Raw genomic sequence first — 20,355 nt, forward strand, 5'->3', positions numbered from 1 at the left:
CCTGGCTACCAGGAGGCACCATGACCACGACCACGACCACGACCGCGCCCAGCGCATCCGCCCACGACCTGCTGGCGGGATTCGGTCCGTTCGACTCGATGCCGATCGGAGGGCGATGGCGACCGGGCGGAGGAGAGGGCGTCCTGACCGATCACGACCCGTGGAGCGGCGATCAGCTCGCCGAGCTGCGGCCGGCGTCGGCGGCCGATGTCGAGGAGGCGTACGACGTCGCGCGACGGGCTCAGGTCGGATGGGCGCAGCGCCTCCCGGCAGAGCGCGCTGAGGTGATGCTGCGGGCGGCGGCGGTCATCGAGGAGCGTCACGACGAGGTGGCCGCGTGGGTGACAGCCGAGTCGGGCGGGACGGTGGGCAAGGTCGCTGTCGAGCTGGCGGTCACGCGGGCGGTCTTCCTCGAGGCAGCGGGCATGACCCACCACGCAGAGGGAGCGATCCTGCCCTCGGACATCCCGGGCAAGGAGAACCGTGTCTACCGTCGCCCGGTCGGCGTCGTCTGCCTGATCAGCCCGTGGGACTTCCCGATCTACCTGACCAGTCGAAGCCTTGCTCCCGCGCTCGCGCTCGGGAACGCGGTCGTGCTGAAGCCCTCGTCGGAGACCCCGGTGACGGGTGGTCTGCTCCTGGCTCGGATCCTCGAGCTGGCAGGACTGCCCGAGGGCGTACTCAGCGTCGTGGCCGGACCGTCGTCGGAGATCGGCGACGCGCTCGTCGCGAGCCGGGTGCCGCGGGTCCTGTCGTTCACCGGCTCGACCGAGGCAGGGATCGCGATCTCCCGCACCGCTGGTCTCAAGCGACTGCTCCTGGAGCTCGGCGGAAACGCTCCCCTCGTCGTCCTCGACGACGCCGATCTCCCGTACGCCGTCGAGTCTGCGGTCTTCGGGTCGTTCTACAACTCAGGTCAGATCTGCATGATCGCCAACCGGGTGATCGTCGATCGCACGCTCCACGACGACTTCGTCGAGGCGTTCGTCGAGCGAGCCCGTGGGCTCACGGTCGGTGACCCTTCGGACCCGAGGACCTTCGTCGGTCCGGTGATCAGCCGTCGACAGCTCGACTCGGTCCGCGACAAGGTCGATCGGTCGGTGGCCGCCGGAGCGCGGCTCCTCCTCGGTGGCGACTCGGTCGGGCCGGCGGGGCTCACGCTGCCGCCTCACGTGCTGGTCGGGGACAACACCGTGCCGACCGCCAGCGAGGAGGTGTTCGGGCCTGCGATCACCATCGTGCTGGCGGAGGGCGAGGCGCATGCCCTCGAGCTCGCGAACCAGACGGAGTACGGCCTCTCCTCGGCCGTGCACACCCGTGATCACCGTCGAGGCCTGGCGTTCGCGCTCCGGATCGAGGCGGGAATGACCCACCTCAACGACTCGCCGGTCAACGAGGAGGACAACACGGCGTACGGCGGCGAGAAGCAGTCGGGCCTGGGCCGGTTCGGTGGCCGGTGGTCGCTCGACGAGTTCACGACCCACCAATGGGTCTCGGTGCAGCACGATCCTCGTCCGTACCCCCTCTCGTGAGCGAGAGCAGCCGGGTGACACAAGCCCAGATCGCTCCGGTGAGGTCGGCCTCGAGGGCCGGTCTTCCCCCTGCAGCTCGCCCAGCTGGTGGGCTGGTCCTAGACAGCCTGATGATCCAGGCCGACACCCGAGTCGGCGAGCCGGTCGCTGTCGACCAGGGCCCGGGCCTCGACGAGCGTCCGGATGTCACCCATCGCGTCCCACTCGTTGACGTGCAGCCCGGCCGCCACCCGATCATCGCTCAGCCAGAAGACGGCGAAAGAGTCTGACGAGATGTCGCCTCGGACAACGGTCTCGTAGACCAAGCCGCGATCGAGGTGACCGCACATCTCCATGCCGAGCTCGAACTGGTCGGTGAAGAAGTACGGCGTACGTGCGTACTCCGCAGGCGCGGAGATCAAGTTGGCTGCTGCGAGCTCTCCCTGGTGCAGTCCGTTGTCCCAGTGCTCCAACCGCAGGTGGCGTCCGTAGCCGGGATGGAACGGGTTCGCCACGTCGCCGGCGACGAACACCTCGCTCGACGCGGTCCGGAGGAAGCGATCGGCGTCTATCCCGTCGCTGACCGCCAGCCCCGCGGCAGCCGCGAGCTCGGTGTTGGGCCGCGCGCCGATGCCGACGACGACCAGGTCAGCGACCAGGCGCTCACCTCCGACGAGCTCGACCACTGCTTGGTCGTCGCCGGCCTCGACCGACGAGACCGAGGTGTTGACCCGGACGTCGACCCCGTGAGATCGGTGCAGATCGGTGAAGCGGTGGGCCACCGGCCATCCGAGCGAGCCGAGCAGGGGCAATCGCCCGCGTTCCAGGACCGTGACGTCGCAACCAGCGAGCCGTGCGGCCGCGGCCACCTCCATGGCGATCCAGCCACCGCCGATCATCACGACCTGTGCTCCGGGGGCGAGTCGCTCGCGGATGCTCACGCTCTGGTCGATGGTGCGTAGGTAGATCAGCGCAGCGCCCGACGGTCCGTGGAGGACGCCTGGCGGCAACGGCCGCGGGCGTGCCCCGGTCGCGATGAGCAGTCGGTCGTAGGGGATGACCTCCTTCTCGACCTCGACGACGGATGCGGCCAGGTCGAGTCGGGTCGCTCGCGTCTCGGTCCGCAGGTCGACGTCGTTCTCGGCGTACCAGTCCTCGGATGCGACGAAGGCGCTGCTCGGCTCGCTGACAGGGTGCAGAAGCAGGTCCTTCGACAGCGGGGGCCGTTCGTAGGGCGCGTACCTCTCCTCCGTGACGACGATCAGCGAGCCGTCCCATCCGTGCCTGCGCAGTGCAGTGGTCGCCCGACCGGCGGCGATGCCACCGCCGACGATCACGATCTTCTCGACGTCACCCATGGCCTGACGGTAGAAGGCAGAGCGATGTCCTCGCCTCAGTCGATCGACTGACAGTCGGACGACCGAAGCGAGGAAGGGCCCGTCCGACTCAGCATCGGGGCATGCAACCACTTCCCGAGCCCGCGTCGATCTGGTCCCTGGTCGGCAGGGCGGACCTCGAGCTGGACGTCGTCAGTCGCCTCCTCGGGCACGCGACGACGGCCGCCCGCGGGCTGACCGGGGGCGTCGGGTTCGCCGACGACGGCGCGACGGTCGACCCGCTGATCGCCGCGATCCTCGTACGCGGAGTGACCAGGGCCCTGCAGAACCCGGAGATCCCACTGGCCGCGGTGCAGGACCCGTTCTCCGGACATCCAGGCAGCTTCGCCGACTGGAGTGACGCCGACCTGGTGGTGTTGGAGACCTTTCGGCGTCAACAGGGAAGAGGGGGCCGTGCGGGTCCCGTCGATCGCGGCCTTGAGTCGATCGACTGAATCGTCGGCGTTCGGGCCGACAAGCAGTCGACCGACTCAAGCCCACCCGTGGGTGTGGCTCCTAGCGTCTCGACGCACCAGAAACCGAGACTTGAAAGGCCCTCCCATGCCCCAGAACGCCGTGCTCCGTAGACGCCGACGCACCGCGCCCGTCGTCGCGCTCCTGCTCGTCCTCGGCTCACTGGTCGGCGCCTTCGCGCCGGCCGAGGCCCACCAGCCTGCCGCTGCTCAGTCGGCGACCAAGCCGACGATCGTCCTGGTCCACGGCGCCTTCGCCGACGCCGCTGGGTGGAGCCAGGAGGTCGAGCTGCTCCAGGCGGCCGGCTACCCGGTGATCGCGCCGGCCAACCCGCTGCGTGGACTGACCGCCGACGCCGACTACATACGATCCGTGCTCGCCACCATCGATGGCCCGGTCGTCCTCGTCGGTCACTCCTACGGCGGCGCCGTCATCACCAACGCTGCGCGAGGAGCGGACAACGTCGCGGCGCTCGTCTACCTTGCCGCGTTCATCCCCGACGAGGGCACGAGCGTCGCGACGTCGTACGACCCGGTCACCTACCCGGGATCGCTGCTCGGTCAGGACTCGCTGGTGGTGCGGCCCGTGCCGAACCCGTCGGCGCCCGGTGGGCAGGACGCGGACCTCTACATCCGCTCGGACCTGTTCCGCAAGATCTTCGCGGGGGACCAGACTGCCAAGACGGCCGCGATGATGGCTGCCACCCAGCGTCCGCTGTCGGCCTTCGCCTTCACCGAACCGTCGGGAGAGCCTGCCTGGAAGACCCTCCCCAGCTGGGACCTGGTCACCACCCAGGACCGCGCGATCTCGCCCGGCGGACAGAAGTTCATGGCGTCTCGCGCCGGCGCCCACGTCCGGACGATCGCGTCCGCGCACGACGTTATGGTCTCCCACCCGAAGGCAGTCGTCGCCCTCATCACGAAGGCCGCCGCGAGCGTCCACTGATCGCGAGGACGGGCCGGGCCGGGCGACCGGCCGGCCCTTCCGGCAAGGAACCCGTCATGAATGAGAACAGCAGGATCACGCAAGCCCTTGCCCGGGCCGCCGGTGCGGCATGAGCGCGGGAGCAGTCGTGCTCGTGCTGCTGGCTGCCGGGGCGGTCGTCGCGTTCGTGTGGTTCGCGAGCAAGCTCCTCGTCACGCTGACGAACCCGAACGACCGCAACAGCCGGCCCGGCGCTCACGTGCTGCGCTACCACCTGGTCACGGGCCAGGACTCACCGTCGGTGGCGGATGCCGTGCGTCGCGCCGGCTATCACGCCACCGCGGAGTACGACATGGGACAGGTGGACCTGCTGGTCGAGTGCACCGGCGACATCGAGGTCGAGCGCGAGAAAGTACGTCAGGCGATCGCCGGTGCTCCTGGCAGGGATGGCGGGGTGCGGGACTTCGAGATCCCGCCTGTCCGGTTCGTTGACGAGCTGGGCGCCGACGATCCGGCCTGACGGCGTGTCAGGCCAGGGCTCACCAGGTCTCCACGGCCCACCCCGATCGTCACGTCGACCGCGGCGAGGGCCTCCGTGCACCGCGAACGCATCAAGCCCCTGACCTGTCTGTGCAGGTCAGGGGCTTGATGATCTGGGGTGAGTAACGGGACTCGAACCCGCGACATCCGCCACCACAAGGCGGCGCTCTACCAGCTGAGCTATACCCACCAGGTCGGTCCTGTCGGACCGAGGAGAAAGTGTAGGGGAACTACTCCGCCTTCGCTGAATCGGGCTCGGGTTCGGACGCGGGTGCGTCGGACAGGCCGGTGAGCGCGCCGCCGTGGCGTGCCGCGATGGCCCGGGCGACCTCGGTCTCAGGTCCCGGGGAGGGCACGAAGACGGCCTCGCGGTAGTAGCGCAGCTCCTCGATGCTCTCCTGGATGTCGGCCAGGGCGCGGTGGTTGCCGCGCTTGGCCGGTGCCTGGAAGTAGGCCCGGGGGAACCAGCGGCGGGAGAGCTCCTTGATCGAGGAGACGTCGACGATCCGGTAGTGCAGGAAGGTCTCGAGGTTCGGCATGTCGCGGGCGAGGAAGGACCGGTCGGTCGCGACGGTGTTGCCGGCCAGCGGCGGGCGGCTGCCGTCGGGGCAGTGCTCCCGGATGTAGGCGAGCACGCGCTCCTCGGCCTCCTCGAGGGTGATGCCGGTGTCGAGCTCACGGGTCAGCCCGGACTTCTCGTGCATGTCGCGGACGAAGTCGTTCATCTGGTCGAGCGCCTCGGCGGGCGGCTTGATGATCAGGTCCACCCCCTGGCCGAGCACGTTGAGGTCGAAGTCGGTCACCAGGGCGGCCACTTCGATCAGCGCGTCTGCCTCGAGATCCAGGCCGGTCATCTCGCAGTCGATCCAGACAAGTCGTTCGTTCACGAGAGGTCACCCTACGCCGCCCGCAGCTGCTCTCAGCACTCGTTCAGTCGCCCCCTCTAGGGTCGGACCGTGAAGGAATGGGTGGGCTTCGTGCTGCGGCTCGTCGTCGGCGGCGTCTGGATCTGGGCGTCCGCCCTCAAGATCACCGATCCGGCGCAGAGCGTCGCCGCGGTCCGCGCCTACCAGCTGCTGCCCAGCAGCCTGATCTCCCCGGTGGGGCAGCTGCTCCCCGTGATCGAGATGGTGGTCGGCGTGACCCTCGTCCTCGGACTGCTCACGCGGGGCTCGGCGGTCGTCTCCTCCCTCCTCTTCGTCGCGTTCATCATCGGCATCTCGTCGGTCTGGGCGCGAGGCATCACGATCGACTGCGGCTGCTTCGGCGGCGGTGGCGTCGACCCGGACGCAGCCTCGAAGTACCCGTGGGAGATCGCCCGCGACGTCGCCCTGCTGGGTGCCTCGATCTACCTCGTCTGGCTACGGTCCACGAGACTGGCCCTGGACAACGTGCTCTTCCCCCGCCCCGCCGAGCTCAGTGCCGCTGAACCCGAAGGAACATGATGTCGAAGAAGAACCGCGAGACCGACCGGACCGCGCGCGCCGCCGCCGCGATGGAGGAGCAGCAGCGCGCCGAGCGCCGTCGCCGCAACACGATGATCGGTTCGGTCGTCGTGGGCCTGGTGCTCATCGTGCTCATCGGGTTCCTGATCCAGCGCAACCTCGACACCACCACGGACGTCAATGCCGACGCGGCGAGCTCGAGCAGCGAGTTCGGCGTCACCATCGGGCCCGACGACGCCCCCAACAAGATCGTCGTCTACGAGGACTTCCTCTGCCCCTTCTGCGGGGAGTTCGAGGCGGCGTCGCGCGACGACTTCGCCCAGCTCGCCGCCGACGGCAAGCTCCAGGTCGAGTACCGCCCGTTCGACCTGCTCGGTGGCGGCGACGCATCGAGCTACTCGGTGCGCTCCGCCGGTGCGTTCTCGATTGTCCTCGACAAGTCGGACTCCGCGATCGCCAAGAAGTTCCACGACCTGCTCTACGACAACCAGCCGGACGAGGCGGGCCCCTTCCCGGAGAGCTCCTCGCTCGCCGACCTCGCCGTCCAGGCGGGCGCCAAGGAGTCCGACGTCCGCGCCGCGATCGAGGCGGACCAGGGCACCCCGTGGGTCACGAAGGCGACCAAGGCCGCGACGGACGCCGGTGTCCAGGGCACCCCGACCGTGCTGCTCAACGGCAAGGTCTTCACCGACTACAGCACCATGCAGGACCTGGCCTCCAACCTCGTCGACAAGGTCTCCTGAGATGATCCGTCGGTGACCAACCTCGCCGACTTCATCGCCCGTCTGCCGAAGGCCGAGCTGCACGTCCACCACGTCGGCTCGGCCTCACCGCGGATCGTCTCCGAGCTCGCGGAGCGGCACCCGGGGGTCGTGCCCAGCGACCCCGAGGAGCTGCGCCGCTTCTTCGAGTTCCGCGACTTCGCGCACTTCGTCGAGGTCTACCTCGCGGTTGTCGACCTGGTGCGTACGCCGGAGGACATCCGCTACCTGACCTACGAGATCGCCCGCGAGATGGCGACCGGCCAGGGTCTGCGGTACGCCGAGCTCACGTGTACGCCGTACACGTCGGTCCTGCCCGACACCGAGGGCAAGGGCATGGCGATCGAGGCGTACACCGACGCGATCGAGGACGCGCGGGTCGCCGCCGAGCGCGACTTCGGCCTCGTGCTGCGCTGGATCTACGACATCCCCGGCGAGTCCGGGCTGCCGGCGGCCGACGCGACCCTCGACTTCGCGCTCCACCACCGCACCGACGCGCTGGTCGGCTTCGGTCTCGGTGGCCCGGAGATCGGCGTACCTCGCCCGCAGTTCCAGCCGCACTTCGACGCCGCCCGCGCCGCCGGGCTGCACAGCGTGCCGCACGCCGGCGAGACCACCGGTCCGGAGACCGTCTGGCACGCCCTGCAGCTGCTCGGCGCCGAGCGGATCGGCCACGGCACGTCGTCGGCCCAGGACCCCGAGCTGCTCGCCTACCTGGCCGAGCACGCGATCCCCCTCGAGGTGTGCCCGTCGTCCAACATCGCGACCCGTGCGGTGGCGACCCTCGAGGAACACCCGATCCGGGCCTTCCGGGACGCGGGCGTGACGATCACGGTCAACTCCGACGACCCGCCGATGTTCGGCACCACGCTCAACCGGGAGTACGAGATCGCCGCCGACCTGCTCGGTCTCGACGAGGCCGGCGTCGCCGACCTGGCGCGTACGGCGGTCCGCGCGTCGTTCGCGGAGGACGACGTGAAGACCCGGATCCTCGGCGAGATCGACGACTACGCGACGAGGTGACCCGAAAATGAATTGTGCCCCGCAGGCTCATACCAAGCGGGGCACTTCTTTTCTATCCTGATCAGCAGGCGGATCCCGGCATTGAGGCGCGTGTCGACCGGGTCACAGACGTAGGGTGAGGTTATGGGAGCGGGTCCGATCAGAGTGGCGATCGTCAACGACTACGAGATGGTGGTCGCGGGCGTGGCGGCGATGTTGGCGCCGCACCACGAGCGGGTGCACATCGTCGAGCTCGACTCGGGACTACCGGTCATCTCCGAGGTCGACGTGATCCTCTACGACACCTTCGGTCAGGTCCAGGGCGACGGGGTGGACCTCGAGGACCTCGTGCGCGGCAGCGACGCCCGGGTCGCGATCTTCAGCTGGAACCTGCAGCCCGAGCTGGTGGACAAGGCCATCCAGCGGGGCGCGTCCGGCTACCTCTCGAAGGGCCTGTCCGCCAACGACATCGTCGAGGCGATCGAGGCTGTGCACGCGGGTGAGACCGTCGCGCCGCGCGAGTCTGCGGCGTCGGTCGACCGCGGTGCGTCCGGGGAGTGGCCGGGCCGCGAGTTCGGCCTCACGGCCCGCGAGGCCGAGGTGCTCGCGCTGATCACCCAGGGGCTGAGCAACCAGGAGATCGCGGACCGCAGCTACCTCTCGATCAACTCGGTCAAGACCTACATCCGCACGGCCTACCGCAAGATCGAGGTGACCCGGCGGTCGCAGGCGGTCGCCTGGGGCATGAGGCACGGCTTCGAGCCGGACCGGATGCGCAGCGTCGCACCCGGCGCCGTGCACTGAGGATCAGCGCAGGCGTTCGACGTACGACGCCGCCTGCCGGAGCTCGCGCAGCCGGCTCTCCCAGGTCACGCCGACGACCGTGAGCAGCGTGCCGGCGACCCCGATGAGCGCCCACTGCGGGGTCTGCAGGGCGTACGGCGTGAGCTCGCGCAGCACCAGGAGCGTGCCGACGACCGCACCGACGAGCAGGGGTGCGTTCCAGCGCAGCGCTGAACCGACCAGGACCAGCGTCAGGCACGCGGCGCCGAGCACGACCGAGCGCACCGAGATCGGGTCGACCAGGACCCAGAGCAGCGAGGGCACCGTCGCGAGCAGGAGCCCGGGCGTCAGGGCGCGCCCGGTCGAGGCGTCCGGATCGTTGTGGAGGCGCTGCAACCCCACCAGGAGCAGGGCGATCGCGCTCGGCAGGGTGTAGGCCTCGGGAGCCGAGACCCCGATGTCGGCGAGCCGGACCCAGGTCGCCAGCACCAGCAGCAGACCGCCGAGCCAGCCGAGCTCCCGGCGACCCGGGTGCGCGAGAGCGCTGGCCGTGACCAGGACGCCGGCCAGGGTCAGGTGGAACGCGAGCGAGACCGACGAGCTCGTCCCTGCCGCCGAGACGGCGACGCACGAGCACACCAGTGCAGCGAGTCCGGCCGCGACCTCGATCTCGAGGCGGGGAACGGCGATGGCGAGCACCCCGAGCACCAGGACGACGGGCAGGGCGCGGTAGTCGACCCCGACACCGGCCGCCGCCGCACCGGACCACAGAAGACCGGTGATCGCGAGGGGCAGCAGGGCACCGCCCTCGAGCCGCCCGCGAACAGTGATCACCGCAGTGAGCGCCACCAGCACGGTGGTCGCCACCACGGTGAGGACGTCGCTCGACAGGGCCACTGGGACAGCCAGGGCGACGATCGCGACGCCCGCCGTCGCCCAGACGCCGCGGAGCGCAACGACGAGCACGGAGCCGAGCAGCACGAGTGCGGTCACGACCCCCCAGGCCGGGACGGGGTGGAGGGCGACGGCGCCGATCGCGGCGAGGGCGAGCGCGGTCGGTGCGACCGGTGCCGGGAGGGCGGCGGGCCTCGGCAGCACGGACACGACCGCGAGGAGCAGTCCGGCGACCCCGAGCACCAGCAGTGCGGGGGAGGCGGTCGTCACCGGGTCGCCGAGCCGGACGCCGGCGTCCTGGCTGAAGGCTGCGTGCACGCCGATGGCGTTCACCGTGGCCTGCAGAGCGAGCGTGACGGTCAGCAGGAACACGGGCAGCGCTGCCAGGACCATCGGCGCCCGCGGCACGACCCGCCAGGTCGGCGGGGTCGCGATCGCGACGGCCGTCCACCCGACCAGGGCCGCAAGAGCCACCCAGCCGACGGCGTTCGCTCCCTCGTCGAGGGCAGGCAGGGCTGCAGTCGCCGTGAGCATCGTCGCGGCGCCGGCGGCGAGCCCGCGCGAGACGAGCGTCTGCACCCGGGTGAACGGGACCGGGACGAGCAGCATCAGTGAGGCGATCAGCAGCGCGACCCCGTGGCCGTCGACCCAGAGACTATGCAGCGACAGGTGGTCGCTCGCGGTGCCGACGCCCCACAGGGCGAGGAGGACCCACCACGCAGCGGTGCCGACGCCGGCGGCGATCGGGAGCACCCGCAGCCTCCGGAAGCCGGCCCCGGCCACGAGGCCGGCGTGGGCGAGCACGACCAGCGCGATCACCACGGTGACGGACTCGGTCGCAGCGAGGACGCCGAGACCGACGACGGAGAGCGCAAGTGCGGCGAGCAGCTGAGGCGCCACGAGTAGGGTGCGGTCGCTGAGGGCGAGCGCCGCGACGAGGACGGCTCCGCCGACGGTCGCGACGAGTGCTGCGTTGTCGAGGTCGCCGAGCCAGCCGGCGTTGTCGGCTCCCACCACGTCGAGGGTGAGCAGCCCCAGCGACACCGTGGTCAGCGTCTCGCCCGCGACCCGGAGCCCGCGGCCCGCGAGCCAGACGCCGAGTCCGCCGCTGACCACGGTGAGGCCGACCAGGACCGCCGTACGCCCGCCGATGCCGAGCCACGTCCAGGCGACGGCCAGGAAGATGACGGCCGCGACCAGCAGGCACAGGGCGCCCAGGCCGAGCAGGATCCGCGGGATCGAGAGGGCGGAGAGGCCGCGCCGTTCGGCGGGCCGGCGCGCCGGCGCGGGGTACGACGGCATGGCTGGCGGCGGCGCGACCTGGGCGACCGACTCCGCACGCAGCTGGATGAGCAGGTCGTCGGCGTACCGCAGTGTCTGCAGCAGCTGCGAGGCCAGCGGGCTACGGAGGACCAGGCCGCAGGCCGGGCAGTCCGCGACCTGCACGGGAAGGCGGCTGCCGCAGTCCGGGCACAGGAACGGGTTCGAGTAGCGGGTCGTGCGGGTCGCCGTCTGGGTCATGCTGCCCAGGCTGTCCCACGGGTCGCAGGCAGCGGATGAGTGCGGGTACTCAGACCGCGACGGCGGCCTCGGTCGATCCGAGGAGCGGGCGGACGGTCGATGCGGCCAGCTGGGCGATCGCGTCGGGCAGTCCCTGGCGGGAGCAGATGTAGAGCTGGAGCGGCTCCGGCGTCGGCAGGTCGTCGCGCGGCACCAGGCCCGCCGGGGTCTGCCCCAGGGTCGCCATCAGCGCCACGCCGAGACCAGCGGCGACGGCAGCGTGCACGCCTGCGAGCTGGATCGCCTCGGAGGCGACGACAGCCGGGATCCCCTGGGCAGCCAGGGTCTCGAGCGCGCGGGTGCGCAGAGCGCAGGGGTTGTCGAACGCGACGATCGGGACCGCGGCCGGCGGCCGCGGAAGCGACCACGCGGGGGAGGAGTACCACGTCAGCTCCAGGTCGCCGACGGGGATCGCGGCCGGGTCGCTGGCGTTGAGGAGCAGGGCGAGGTCGATGCTGCCGTTGGCGAGGCCGTCACGCAGACGCGATCCGCGGTCGATACGGACCCGGAACCGGCGCCCCGGCGCTGACGCCTCGAGCGCCGCGGTCAGGGAGGGCAGCAGCTGAGCGGCCGCGTGCTCGGTGCAGCCGATCGTGATCGTCTCGACGGACTCGATCTCGAAGGCGCGCAGCGTCTCGTCGTGCAGGTCCAGGATCTGCCTCGCCCGGGAGACGAGCAGCTCGCCGGCGACGGTGAAGCGGGAGCCGCGGCCGTGGCGCTCGACGAGCGGTCGGCCGACGGCGGCCTCGAGGCGGCGTACGTGCTGGCTCACCGCGCCCTGGCTCAGGTGGAGGGAGGTGGCCGCCCTCTGGAAGCCGCCGCAGTCCGCGACGGCGACCAGGCTGCGCAGCGGTCCAATGTCGAGTACGGCAGTCATGTCCACCAGAGTAGTAGACATACCCATGAGCGGTGGTGATGGGTCGAGATCACGGACTGTCGTTGGATCTCACTGGTGTAAGTCTTGTAAATTACTCGACTAAGAAGGAATCAAGACACCAGGAGCTGATGCATGGCCTCGAAGCGGCAGATCCACCTGGGCGCCGTGCCCTACGGGACCGGCGGTCCGGGGAGCCACACGCTGTGGCTCGATCCCGAGATCCCGGGCGACGCGAGCGTCGACATCGACTGGTTCGTCGAGACGGCCCAGCTCGCCGAGCGGGGCAAGTTCGACCTGGTCTTCATCGTGGACAGCCAGTTCATCACGCCGTACTCGCCGCCTCACTACCTCAACCGGCTCGAGCCGCTGACGCTGCTCAGCGCCCTGGCGACCCAGACCAGTCGCATCGGCCTGGTCGGCACCGCGACCACCAGCTTCAACAGCCCCTTCAACCTGGTCCGCCGGCTCGGCAGCCTCGACCTGATCAGCCGCGGCCGCGCGGGCTGGAACGTCGTGACCACCGGTGACGCCGGCACCGCCGGCAACTACGGCCTCGAGGAGCACTACGACTACGACACCCGCTACGGCCGGGCGCAGGAGTTCGTCGAGCTGGCGCACGCGCTGTGGGACTCGTACGAGGACGACGCGTTCGTGCGCAACCGGGAGACGGGCGTCTTCCTCGACCGCAGCAAGCAGCACGTGCTCGACCACGACGGCACCTACTTCAAGGTGCGCGGCCCGCTCAACCTGGTCCGCTCGGCCCAGGGCCACCCGGTGATCTTCCAGGCCGGCGACTCCGACCAGGGCCGCGACCTCGGGGCGAGCGTCGGCGAGGGCATCTTCACCCACGCGCCGGACATCCCGTCCGGGCAGGCCTTCTACACCGACATCAAGCGCCGGGCCGTGGAGAAGTTCGGCCGCGACGCCGACGACCTGGTGGTCATGCCGGGCGTCAAGATCGTGATCGGCGACACCGACGAGGACGCCCGCGAGATCGAGGCGGCCAACAACGAGCGCGACCACACCTTCCAGGCGGCGCTCGAGGAGTTCGGCCGACCCTTCGGCTGGCACGACTTCACGCAGTACGACCTCGACCGGCCGTTCCCGGCCGAGGCCCTGAAGCACGGCGAGCGGTCGTTCTACACGCAGGCGCAGAAGGTGACCCAGCGCGCCGTCGACAACGGCTGGACCCTGCGACAGGCGGTCGAGGCCACCCGCCAGTTCCGCAAGAGCGAGTTCGTCGGGACGGCCGAGACGGTCGCCGACAAGCTCATCGAGTGGTGGGACGCCCGCGCCTGTGACGGCTTCAACGTCGGCGTCGACCACCCGGCCAACTTCCGGCGCGTGGTCGACGAGCTGGTCCCCGTGCTCCAGGAGCGCGGCGTCTTCCGCAGCGACTACGAGCACTCCACCCTCCGCGGGCATCTCGGGATCCCCGTTCCTCCCAACCGGTACGCCACCGCCGGCTGACCGACCACCCCCGTACCCCGAAAAAACGAGACCGAGGTCCTTCATGTCCCGCGCCCTGATCCGCACCCAGAAGTCCGACAGCCCAGCACCCATCGCCCTCAGCAGGCGCCGACTCCTCGGCATCGGGCTGGGCGCCGGAGCGCTGTTCGCCCTCGACGCCTGCGGCGGCACCTCCGGGTCGACCGGGGCCGGCTCCGCCGGCGGCACCGGCACGATCACCTGGGCCTGGCAGCTGCCGACGACCTGGGACCCGGTGACCTCGTCGGCCGGCTCCGACGTCCAGATGCTCGCGCTGACGTACGACGCGCTCACCGCGCTCGACAAGTCCGGCAACGCGGTCGGGTGGCTCGCCGAGAGCTGGAAGTACAACAGCGACGGCACCCAGGTCACGTTCACGCTGCGGCCCGGCCTCAAGTTCTCCGACGGCTCGAAGCTGGACGCCGCCGCCGTGGCGAAGTCCATCAACCGGGCCCGCACCGAGGAGGGATCGCTGGTCGCGCCGCAGATGCTGGACGTCAAGGACGTGACCGCGAAGGGCGCCCTCGACGTGGTCGTGGACCTGACCGCGACGAACTACCAGTACCCGCTGCTGTTCGCCGGCAAGACGGGAATGGTCGTCAACCCGGCCGTCTTCGAGAAGGACGCGAAGTCGTTGGCGACCCAGCCGGCCGGATCCGGCCCGTTCGCGCTGACCTCGTACACGCAGAACGACCACGCCGAGCTGAAGAAGAACCCGAACTTCTACCTCGCCGACGAGATCAAGGTCGACGAGTTCAAGCTCTACCCGCAGCCCGACCCGGCGACGGCGGTGGCCTCGGCGAGCTCGGGCCAGTACAACGTCGTACGGATCCCCGCCTCCGGCATCGACGCCGCGAAAAAGGCCGGGCTCGAGGTGCAGGTCCTCGACTCGATGTTCGTGTCGGTGCTCGACGTCAACACGACCAAGGCGCCCTTCGACAACCCGGCCGTCGTCGAGGCGCTGCACTACGGCATCGACCGCGAGGGCATCAAGAAGACCACGAACTTCGGCGTGGGCGACGTGAACTACCAGCCCTTCCCGCAGGGGTACGTCGGCCACAACGACGACCTCGACGACATCTACGCCTACAACCCCGACAAGGCGAGGCAGATCCTCGCCGACGCCGGCCTGAAGGACGGCGTGAAGGGGACCTTCTCCGTCCCGGCGCCGACGCCGCCGGCCGCCGAGCAGATCCAGGCTCAGCTCAAGGACATCGGGATCGACCTGGAGATCGAGACCATCCCGCTCACGCAGTTCACGCAGCTCGTCTACATCGACCACTCGAAGGCGCTCGTGTACGACGGGTTCGCCGGCCGGGAGTCGCCCGTGCAGGCCTTCCAGGTGCTGTTCAGCGACACCGGCCTGATGAACCCGGCGCGCGGGACCAACGCCGCGCTCCAGAAGCAGCTGGAGAAGGTGCGTGCGACACCGACCGACGACGCGTCGTACCCGGCCCTGCTCCAGGAGGCCACCAAGCTCGCGGTGACCAACTTCCCGAACACGTTCCTCTACGACGCGCCGTCGGTGATCGTCCGGGCGAAGTCCGTCTCCGAGCTGCAGCAGCTCCCGAGCCTTCGCCGCTGGGAGGGCATCACCGCATGACCTCCACCACCCTGACTGCCGTCCCCGTCGCGCCTCGCACCCGGCGCGACGGGGCGGCGCACCACGTGCTCGCGGTCGCCCGGCCGTTCGGGCGCCTGGTGCTGACCACGGTCACGGTGCTCTTCCTCGCCTCCGTCGTGACGTTCGCCCTCGGTGCGCTGAGCAAGAGCAACCCGGCCGCCGCCGTGCTGGGGGAGACCGCGACGCCGGACGACATCGCCCGGATGAACCACCAGTTCGGTCTCGACCAGCCCCTCGTCCCTCGCTACTTCACCTGGCTCGGGAACGCCCTGCACGGAGACCTGGGCCAGTCGTGGTTCACGACCGTGCCGGTGTCCGACTCGATCCGGCAGGCACTGCCCGTCGACCTGTCGATCGCGCTGCTGGCCCTGGTGCTGGCGATCGTGATGGGCGTCGCGGCCGGTGTCGGCGCGGCGCTGCGCGAGGGCGGCCTCGTCGACCGGGCGGTCACGGTGGTCTGCTCGATCGTCGCGACACTCCCGCCGTTCGTGATCGGCATCGCCCTGATCGTGCTGCTCTCGGTGAAGGCCCAGCTGCTCCCGGCCGGTGGCTACGTCGCCTTCGACCAGAGCCCGACCCAGTGGCTGCGGTTCGCGATCATGCCGGCGCTGGCGCTGAGCCTCGAGGTGGCCGCCAACATCGCCCGACAGCTGCGCACCTCGCTCGTCGGCGCGCTCCGGGAGAACTACGCGATCGGCGCCGAGATGCGTGGCTACTCGCGACGCCGGGTGCTCTTCGGTCACGTGCTCCGCAACGCGATCGCGCCGACGCTGGCGGTGATCGGCATGGCGATCCCTCTCATCATCGGCGGCGCCGTGATGACCGAGAAGCTCTTCAACCTCCCGGGCATCGCCCAGCTCGCGCTCCAGTCGGCGCAGCGCGGCGACGTGCCCGTCGTCCTCGGCACCCTCCTGGTGACCGCGGTGATCGTGCTCGCCGGCAGCCTGGTGATCAACGCCCTCCAGGTGCTGCTCAACCCCGCCGCCCGTCGCGGCGGCGCCCACGGAGGTCCCCGATGACAACGGTCCGCAACCTGCTCCGGATCCCGAGCGCCCGCGTGGCGCTGGTGATCCTCGGCGCCGTCGTGTTCCTCGCGATCTTCGGCGAGCGGCTCGCGCCGCACGACCCGCTCCACCAGTTCCCCGACGTGCTCGCCAACCCGAGCGGCCACTACCTGCTCGGCACCGACTACGTCGGCCGCGACGTGCTCAGCCGGCTGATGGCCGGCACCCGGCTCTCGGTCATCGGCGCTCTCGAGGCGGTCGCCGTCGGGCTCGTCCTCGGCGTACCGACCGGACTGGCGTCGGTGTGGATGGGCCGCGCCGGCGAGTGGGTCTCGCTGCGGATCAGCGACACCCTGATGATCCTGCCCTTCACGGTCTTCGCGATCGCGGTGGCCGGCACCCTCGGCAACGGGCTGCACCAGGCGATGATCGCGGTCGGCGTGCTGACCAGCCCCGGCTTCTTCCGGATCACCCGTGCGGTGGCGCTCGGCCTGCGGACGACGCAGTACGTCGAGGCTGCCGAGCTGATGGGCGCCTCGCGCTGGTGGACCCTGCGCACCCACATCTGGACCAAGATCCTGCCCAACGTCGCGGTCGCCGGGGCGCACGCGATGGGCACCGCGCTGCTGATCGTCGCGTCCCTGTCGTTCCTCGGACTCGGCATCGTCCCGCCGACACCGACCTGGGGCGGCATGCTCTCGGCCGACCTCGGCTTCCTGGAGCAGCAGGCCTGGGCACCGATCTTCCCGGGGGTCCTGCTGATGCTCACCGTCGGCGCGCTCAACATCCTGGCCGACTGCATCCGCGAGGCGAGCACGGGCCAGGTCCGCCGCCGACGCAGCCTCTGGACCCGCGCCACCACGCGACGCGACAACACCCCCATCGGCGTACCGGCTCTGGCCGGCGGTGTCGTCGTGACCGAAGAGGAGGACCAGCGTGTCTACGCTGCTTGAGCCCCGCACCGACGCCGCTCCGATGCTCGACGTCGAGCGTCTGCAGGTCAGCGTCGGCGACAACCTGGTCGCCGTCCGCGACGTGTCGTTCGAGATCCGCAAGGGCGAGTCGGTCGGCCTGGTCGGCGAGTCCGGCTCCGGCAAGACGCTCACCTGCCGCGCGGTGCTCGGCCTCCTGCCCGAGAGCGGCGAGGTCGACCACGGCTCGATCGTGCTCGGCAACGGGTCGGACTCGGTCGACCTCACCACGGCACGGCGCGGCACCTGGAACCAGATCCGCGGCACCCGGATCGCCGCGGTCTTCCAGGACCCGGCGTCCTACCTCAACCCCTCGCTCACGGTCGGTCACCAGGTCGACGAGCAGCTGCGGGTCCGCGGGGGGCTCAAGCGCAAGGACGCCCGGGCGCGCACCCTCGAGCTCTTGACCGAGGTCGGCATCCACGACGCGGCGAACGTCTACCACCAGTACCCGTTCGAGCTCTCCGGCGGGATGCTGCAACGCGTCATCATCGCGATCGCGGTGTCGCTCAACCCGGAGCTGCTGATCGCCGACGAGGCGACGACCGCGCTGGACACCGTCGTCCAGGCCGAGATCCTCGAGCTGCTCCGGCGGCTGCGGCGTACCCACCAGCTCAGCCTGCTGCTGGTCACCCACGACCTCGCGGTCGTCGCGGAGACCTGCGAACGGGTGCTGGTGATGTACGGCGGAGAGATCGTCGAGAGCGGGCCCACCGAGCAGGTGCTGGGCGATCCTCAGCACCCCTACACCCAGGCGCTGATGCGCGTCGCCTCCATCGGCGACTGGTCGCGGCGCACTCTCGACACCATCGCCGGACAGCCGCCGGCGGCGGGGGAGGAGCTGCCCGGCTGCCGGTTCGCTCCGCGGTGCCAGTACGCCGCCCCCGCGTGCGTCGAGCGCCCGGTCCCGCTGGTCGACCTGGGTGGCGACCGCGCCGCCCGCTGCGTCCGCGTGGGGGTGACGGCATGAGCGCCCCCCTGCTCCGGGTGACCGACCTGTCGGTCACCTACGCCAAGCCGCGCCGCGGCACCAACGTCGGCACCGGTGCCGCCCTCAACGGTGCGACCCTCGAGGTCCACCGCGGCGAGATCGTCGGCATCGTCGGCGAGACCGGCAGCGGGAAGACGACGCTCGCCCGCGCCACGGTCGGGCTGGTCGCGCCGGCCGCAGGCGAGATCGAGTTCGACGGTCAGGACCTCGGCTCGTTCAAGGGCCGCGCGCTGCGCGACTTCCGACGGGCCGGGCAGGTGCAGCTGGTCTTCCAGGACCCGCTGCGCTCGCTCGACCCCGACCTCACGGTCGCCCGGATCGTCGGTGAACCGCTCGACATCGCCGGTGGCCGCTCCTCGAAGGAGAAGGCGGCACTCGTCGACGAGGCGCTCACGCAGGTCGGGCTCGACGCGGCCTCGGTCCGCGGTCGCAGGCCGCGCCAGCTCTCCGGGGGTCAGCGGCAGCGGGTCTCCCTGGCTCGCGCGATCGTCACGAAGCCAAAGCTGCTCTTCTGCGACGAGCCGGTCAGCGCGCTCGACGTCTCCAACCGCAACCTGGTGCTCAACCTGCTCGACCGGCTGCGCCGCGACCTCGACCTGGCGGTCGTGCTCATCGCGCACGACCTCTCGTCGCTGGCCGGCATCGCCGACCGGGTCGCGGTCTTCTACCGCAGCCGGTTGGTCGAGCACGGTCCGACGCGCGACGTGCTGGAGAACCCGGCACACCCCTACACGGCCCTGCTCACCGCGTCTGCCCCGAGCGTCGAGCGGCACCACGAGATCCGCCCGTCCGACGTACGCCTCGACGACGACAGCCGTGCCGGGTGGGTGGCTGAGGGCGGCTGCGTCTTCGCGGCCCGCTGCCGCTTCGCCCACGACGCCTGCCGCACCCAACCGCCCCTCGAGCGCCTCGACGGCGCCGACCACCGCTCGGCCGCCTGCTACGTCGCCGGCCAGTGGGAGACCCAGCCCGTGTCCCAGAAGGAGTCCGCATGACCGACCTCGAGTTCATCGGCATCACCGCCACCCAGCGCGTCGCCACCGAGGGCGGTGGCAGCGCCGTCACCGCCGGCTTCCACACGCACACCGAGGTGGGCGCTCCGGTCGGCCCGCTGGTCGACAAGGAGTTCGCGGCGGAGCTCGCCCGCACCCACGAGGCCTCGGGCTTCGACCGGGTGCTGATCGCCCACTCCTCGTCGATGCCCGACGGCTTCGTGATCGCCGACCAGACCCTCGAGGCGACCGACACGCTCAAGGTGCTGCTCGCGCACCGGCCCGGCTTCTGGGCGCCGACCATCGCGGCCCGTGCCTACGCCACGCTCGACGCCTTCCACCCCGGCCGGGTGGCGATGCACGTGATCACGGGCGGGGACGACGCCGACCAGCAGCGCGACGGCGACTACCTGACCAAGGAGGAGCGCTACCGGCGCACGGACGACTTCCTCACCGTGGTCCGCAAGGAGTGGGAGTCGACGACGCCGTTCGACCACGAGGGCGAGTTCTACAAGGTCACGGGCGCGTGGTCGTCGATCCGCCCCGAGCCGACCATCCCGATCTACTTCGGCGGGGCGTCCGACGACGCGATCCGGGTCGGTGGCAAGCACGCGGACGCCTACGCCTTCTGGGGCGAGCCGCTCGACGGCATCCGCCAGCGGATCGCGGAGGTCCGGGCCGCGGCGGCGCCGTACGGACGCAACCCGAGGTTCTCGGTGAGCCTGCGCCCGATCGTCGCCGACACGGAGGAGGAGGCCTGGGCCCGCGCCGAGGACATCCTCGCCCGCGCCAAGGCCAAGGCCGACGGCGTGGACCCCGGCCAGGTGCGCGCGATGGGCCAGACCGCGGTCGGCTCTCGGCGCCTGGTCGCGGCCGCGGAGGAGTCCGACGTCCACGACACCCGTCTCTGGACCGCCCTCGCCAAGGTCACCGGCGGCGCCGGCAACTCGACCTCGCTGGTCGGCACCTACGAGCAGGTCGCCGCCGGACTCCTCGACTACGTCGACCTGGGCGTCACGACCCTCCTCATCCGCGGCTTCGACCCGTTCGAGGACGCCAAGAAGTACGCCCGCGTGATCGACCTGGTCCGCGCCGGCGCCCACGACCGCCCGGCTCTGGCCGGCTGACAGGAGACCTG

19 protein-coding genes and 1 tRNA gene are annotated in these 20,355 nt (G+C 70.7%); 15 read left to right on the forward strand and 5 right to left on the reverse strand.

All coding sequences use genetic code 11. The features are described 5' to 3' along the window. The first annotated feature begins 20 nt into the window (after positions 1-20). Complete coding sequence (locus ABLE68_RS14330; RefSeq protein ID WP_348872219.1) at positions 21-1,532, forward strand: aldehyde dehydrogenase family protein; 1,512 nt, start codon at positions 21-23, stop codon at positions 1,530-1,532. Positions 1,533-1,630: 98 nt separating this feature from the next. Here the strand turns inward: ABLE68_RS14330 and ABLE68_RS14335 are convergent, their stop codons facing one another. Beyond that, positions 1,631-2,869: an NAD(P)/FAD-dependent oxidoreductase gene (locus tag ABLE68_RS14335; RefSeq protein ID WP_348872221.1), complete on the reverse strand. Its 1,239-nt coding sequence runs from the start codon at positions 2,867-2,869 to the stop codon at positions 1,631-1,633. A 101-nt stretch (positions 2,870-2,970) separates the two neighbouring features. Between ABLE68_RS14335 and ABLE68_RS14340 the strand changes: the two genes are divergently transcribed. The 3 genes from ABLE68_RS14340 to ABLE68_RS14350 all read left to right on the forward strand — a co-directional run bounded on the left by ABLE68_RS14340 (position 2,971) and on the right by ABLE68_RS14350 (position 4,805). Beyond that, on the forward strand, positions 2,971-3,342 hold the full coding sequence (locus ABLE68_RS14340) for a hypothetical protein (RefSeq protein WP_348872222.1): 372 nt from the start codon (positions 2,971-2,973) through the stop codon (positions 3,340-3,342). Positions 3,343-3,448: 106 nt separating this feature from the next. Next, complete coding sequence (locus tag ABLE68_RS14345; RefSeq protein ID WP_348872223.1) at positions 3,449-4,306, forward strand: alpha/beta fold hydrolase; 858 nt, start codon at positions 3,449-3,451, stop codon at positions 4,304-4,306. A 127-nt stretch (positions 4,307-4,433) separates the two neighbouring features. Continuing rightward, complete coding sequence (locus ABLE68_RS14350; protein WP_348872225.1) at positions 4,434-4,805, forward strand: hypothetical protein; 372 nt, start codon at positions 4,434-4,436, stop codon at positions 4,803-4,805. 134 nt (positions 4,806-4,939) lie between these two features. On the opposite strand, the gene ABLE68_RS14355 is transcribed toward ABLE68_RS14350, so the two are convergent. Together ABLE68_RS14355 and orn are read right to left on the reverse strand one after the other, a co-directional pair. Continuing rightward, positions 4,940-5,015: transfer RNA gene (locus ABLE68_RS14355), tRNA-His, on the reverse strand. Between the two features lie 40 nt (positions 5,016-5,055). Beyond that, positions 5,056-5,712, reverse strand: a complete 657-nt coding sequence (gene orn / locus ABLE68_RS14360; RefSeq protein WP_348872226.1) for an oligoribonuclease — start codon at positions 5,710-5,712, stop codon at positions 5,056-5,058. A 69-nt stretch (positions 5,713-5,781) separates the two neighbouring features. Here orn and ABLE68_RS14365 point away from each other — a divergent pair, with 69 nt between their 5' ends. From ABLE68_RS14365 to ABLE68_RS14380, 4 genes are all read left to right on the forward strand, one after another. Further along, complete coding sequence (locus tag ABLE68_RS14365) at positions 5,782-6,270, forward strand: MauE/DoxX family redox-associated membrane protein (RefSeq protein ID WP_348872227.1); 489 nt, start codon at positions 5,782-5,784, stop codon at positions 6,268-6,270. After that, positions 6,270-7,013, forward strand: a complete 744-nt coding sequence (locus tag ABLE68_RS14370) for a DsbA family protein (protein ID WP_348872228.1) — start codon at positions 6,270-6,272, stop codon at positions 7,011-7,013. Before ABLE68_RS14365 ends, ABLE68_RS14370 begins: the two co-directional genes overlap by 1 nt. Positions 7,014-7,025: 12 nt before the next feature. Continuing rightward, positions 7,026-8,054, forward strand: a complete 1,029-nt coding sequence (locus ABLE68_RS14375; protein WP_348872229.1) for an adenosine deaminase — start codon at positions 7,026-7,028, stop codon at positions 8,052-8,054. Positions 8,055-8,177: 123 nt separating this feature from the next. Beyond that, positions 8,178-8,837: a response regulator transcription factor gene (locus tag ABLE68_RS14380; RefSeq protein WP_348872231.1), complete on the forward strand. Its 660-nt coding sequence runs from the start codon at positions 8,178-8,180 to the stop codon at positions 8,835-8,837. Between the two features lie 3 nt (positions 8,838-8,840). On the opposite strand, the gene ABLE68_RS14385 is transcribed toward ABLE68_RS14380, so the two are convergent. Together ABLE68_RS14385 and ABLE68_RS14390 are read right to left on the reverse strand one after the other, a co-directional pair. After that, a complete protein-coding gene (locus ABLE68_RS14385; protein WP_348872233.1) occupies positions 8,841-11,231 on the reverse strand; it encodes an SCO7613 C-terminal domain-containing membrane protein in 2,391 nt (796 codons plus the stop codon). Positions 11,232-11,280: 49 nt separating this feature from the next. Beyond that, a complete protein-coding gene (locus tag ABLE68_RS14390; RefSeq protein WP_348872235.1) occupies positions 11,281-12,147 on the reverse strand; it encodes a LysR family transcriptional regulator in 867 nt (288 codons plus the stop codon). A gap of 132 nt (positions 12,148-12,279) precedes the next feature. On the opposite strand from ABLE68_RS14390, the gene ABLE68_RS14395 reads away from it, so the two are divergent. Genes ABLE68_RS14395 through ABLE68_RS14425 form a run of 7 tightly spaced genes read left to right on the forward strand, consistent with a single transcriptional unit; the run spans position 12,280 to position 20,344 of the window. Next, entirely contained in the window at positions 12,280-13,617 is a 1,338-nt protein-coding gene (locus tag ABLE68_RS14395) for an NtaA/DmoA family FMN-dependent monooxygenase (RefSeq protein ID WP_348872236.1), read from the forward strand. Positions 13,618-13,660: 43 nt separating this feature from the next. Then, positions 13,661-15,238: an ABC transporter substrate-binding protein gene (locus tag ABLE68_RS14400; RefSeq protein WP_348872237.1), complete on the forward strand. Its 1,578-nt coding sequence runs from the start codon at positions 13,661-13,663 to the stop codon at positions 15,236-15,238. After that, on the forward strand, positions 15,235-16,278 hold the full coding sequence (locus ABLE68_RS14405) for an ABC transporter permease (protein ID WP_348872238.1): 1,044 nt from the start codon (positions 15,235-15,237) through the stop codon (positions 16,276-16,278). Before ABLE68_RS14400 ends, ABLE68_RS14405 begins: the two co-directional genes overlap by 4 nt. Then, positions 16,275-17,216, forward strand: coding sequence for an ABC transporter permease (locus tag ABLE68_RS14410; RefSeq protein WP_348872239.1), 942 nt, complete (start codon positions 16,275-16,277; stop codon positions 17,214-17,216). The genes ABLE68_RS14405 and ABLE68_RS14410 overlap by 4 nt, the downstream gene beginning before the upstream one ends. Further along, positions 17,200-18,204 (forward strand): ABC transporter ATP-binding protein, encoded by a 1,005-nt coding sequence (locus ABLE68_RS14415; RefSeq protein ID WP_348872242.1) that lies wholly within the window; start codon positions 17,200-17,202, stop codon positions 18,202-18,204. The genes ABLE68_RS14410 and ABLE68_RS14415 overlap by 17 nt, the downstream gene beginning before the upstream one ends. Continuing rightward, complete coding sequence (locus tag ABLE68_RS14420) at positions 18,201-19,220, forward strand: ABC transporter ATP-binding protein (RefSeq protein ID WP_348872243.1); 1,020 nt, start codon at positions 18,201-18,203, stop codon at positions 19,218-19,220. Before ABLE68_RS14415 ends, ABLE68_RS14420 begins: the two co-directional genes overlap by 4 nt. Beyond that, the gene (locus tag ABLE68_RS14425; protein ID WP_348872245.1) at positions 19,217-20,344 is read left to right on the forward strand and encodes an LLM class flavin-dependent oxidoreductase; all 1,128 of its coding nucleotides are present in this window, start codon (positions 19,217-19,219) and stop codon (positions 20,342-20,344) included. Before ABLE68_RS14420 ends, ABLE68_RS14425 begins: the two co-directional genes overlap by 4 nt. Positions 20,345-20,355 lie beyond the last annotated feature (11 nt).

It is taken from the genome of Nocardioides pollutisoli, from assembly GCF_040045055.1.
GTDB lineage: Bacteria > Actinomycetota > Actinomycetes > Propionibacteriales > Nocardioidaceae > Nocardioides > Nocardioides tweenelious.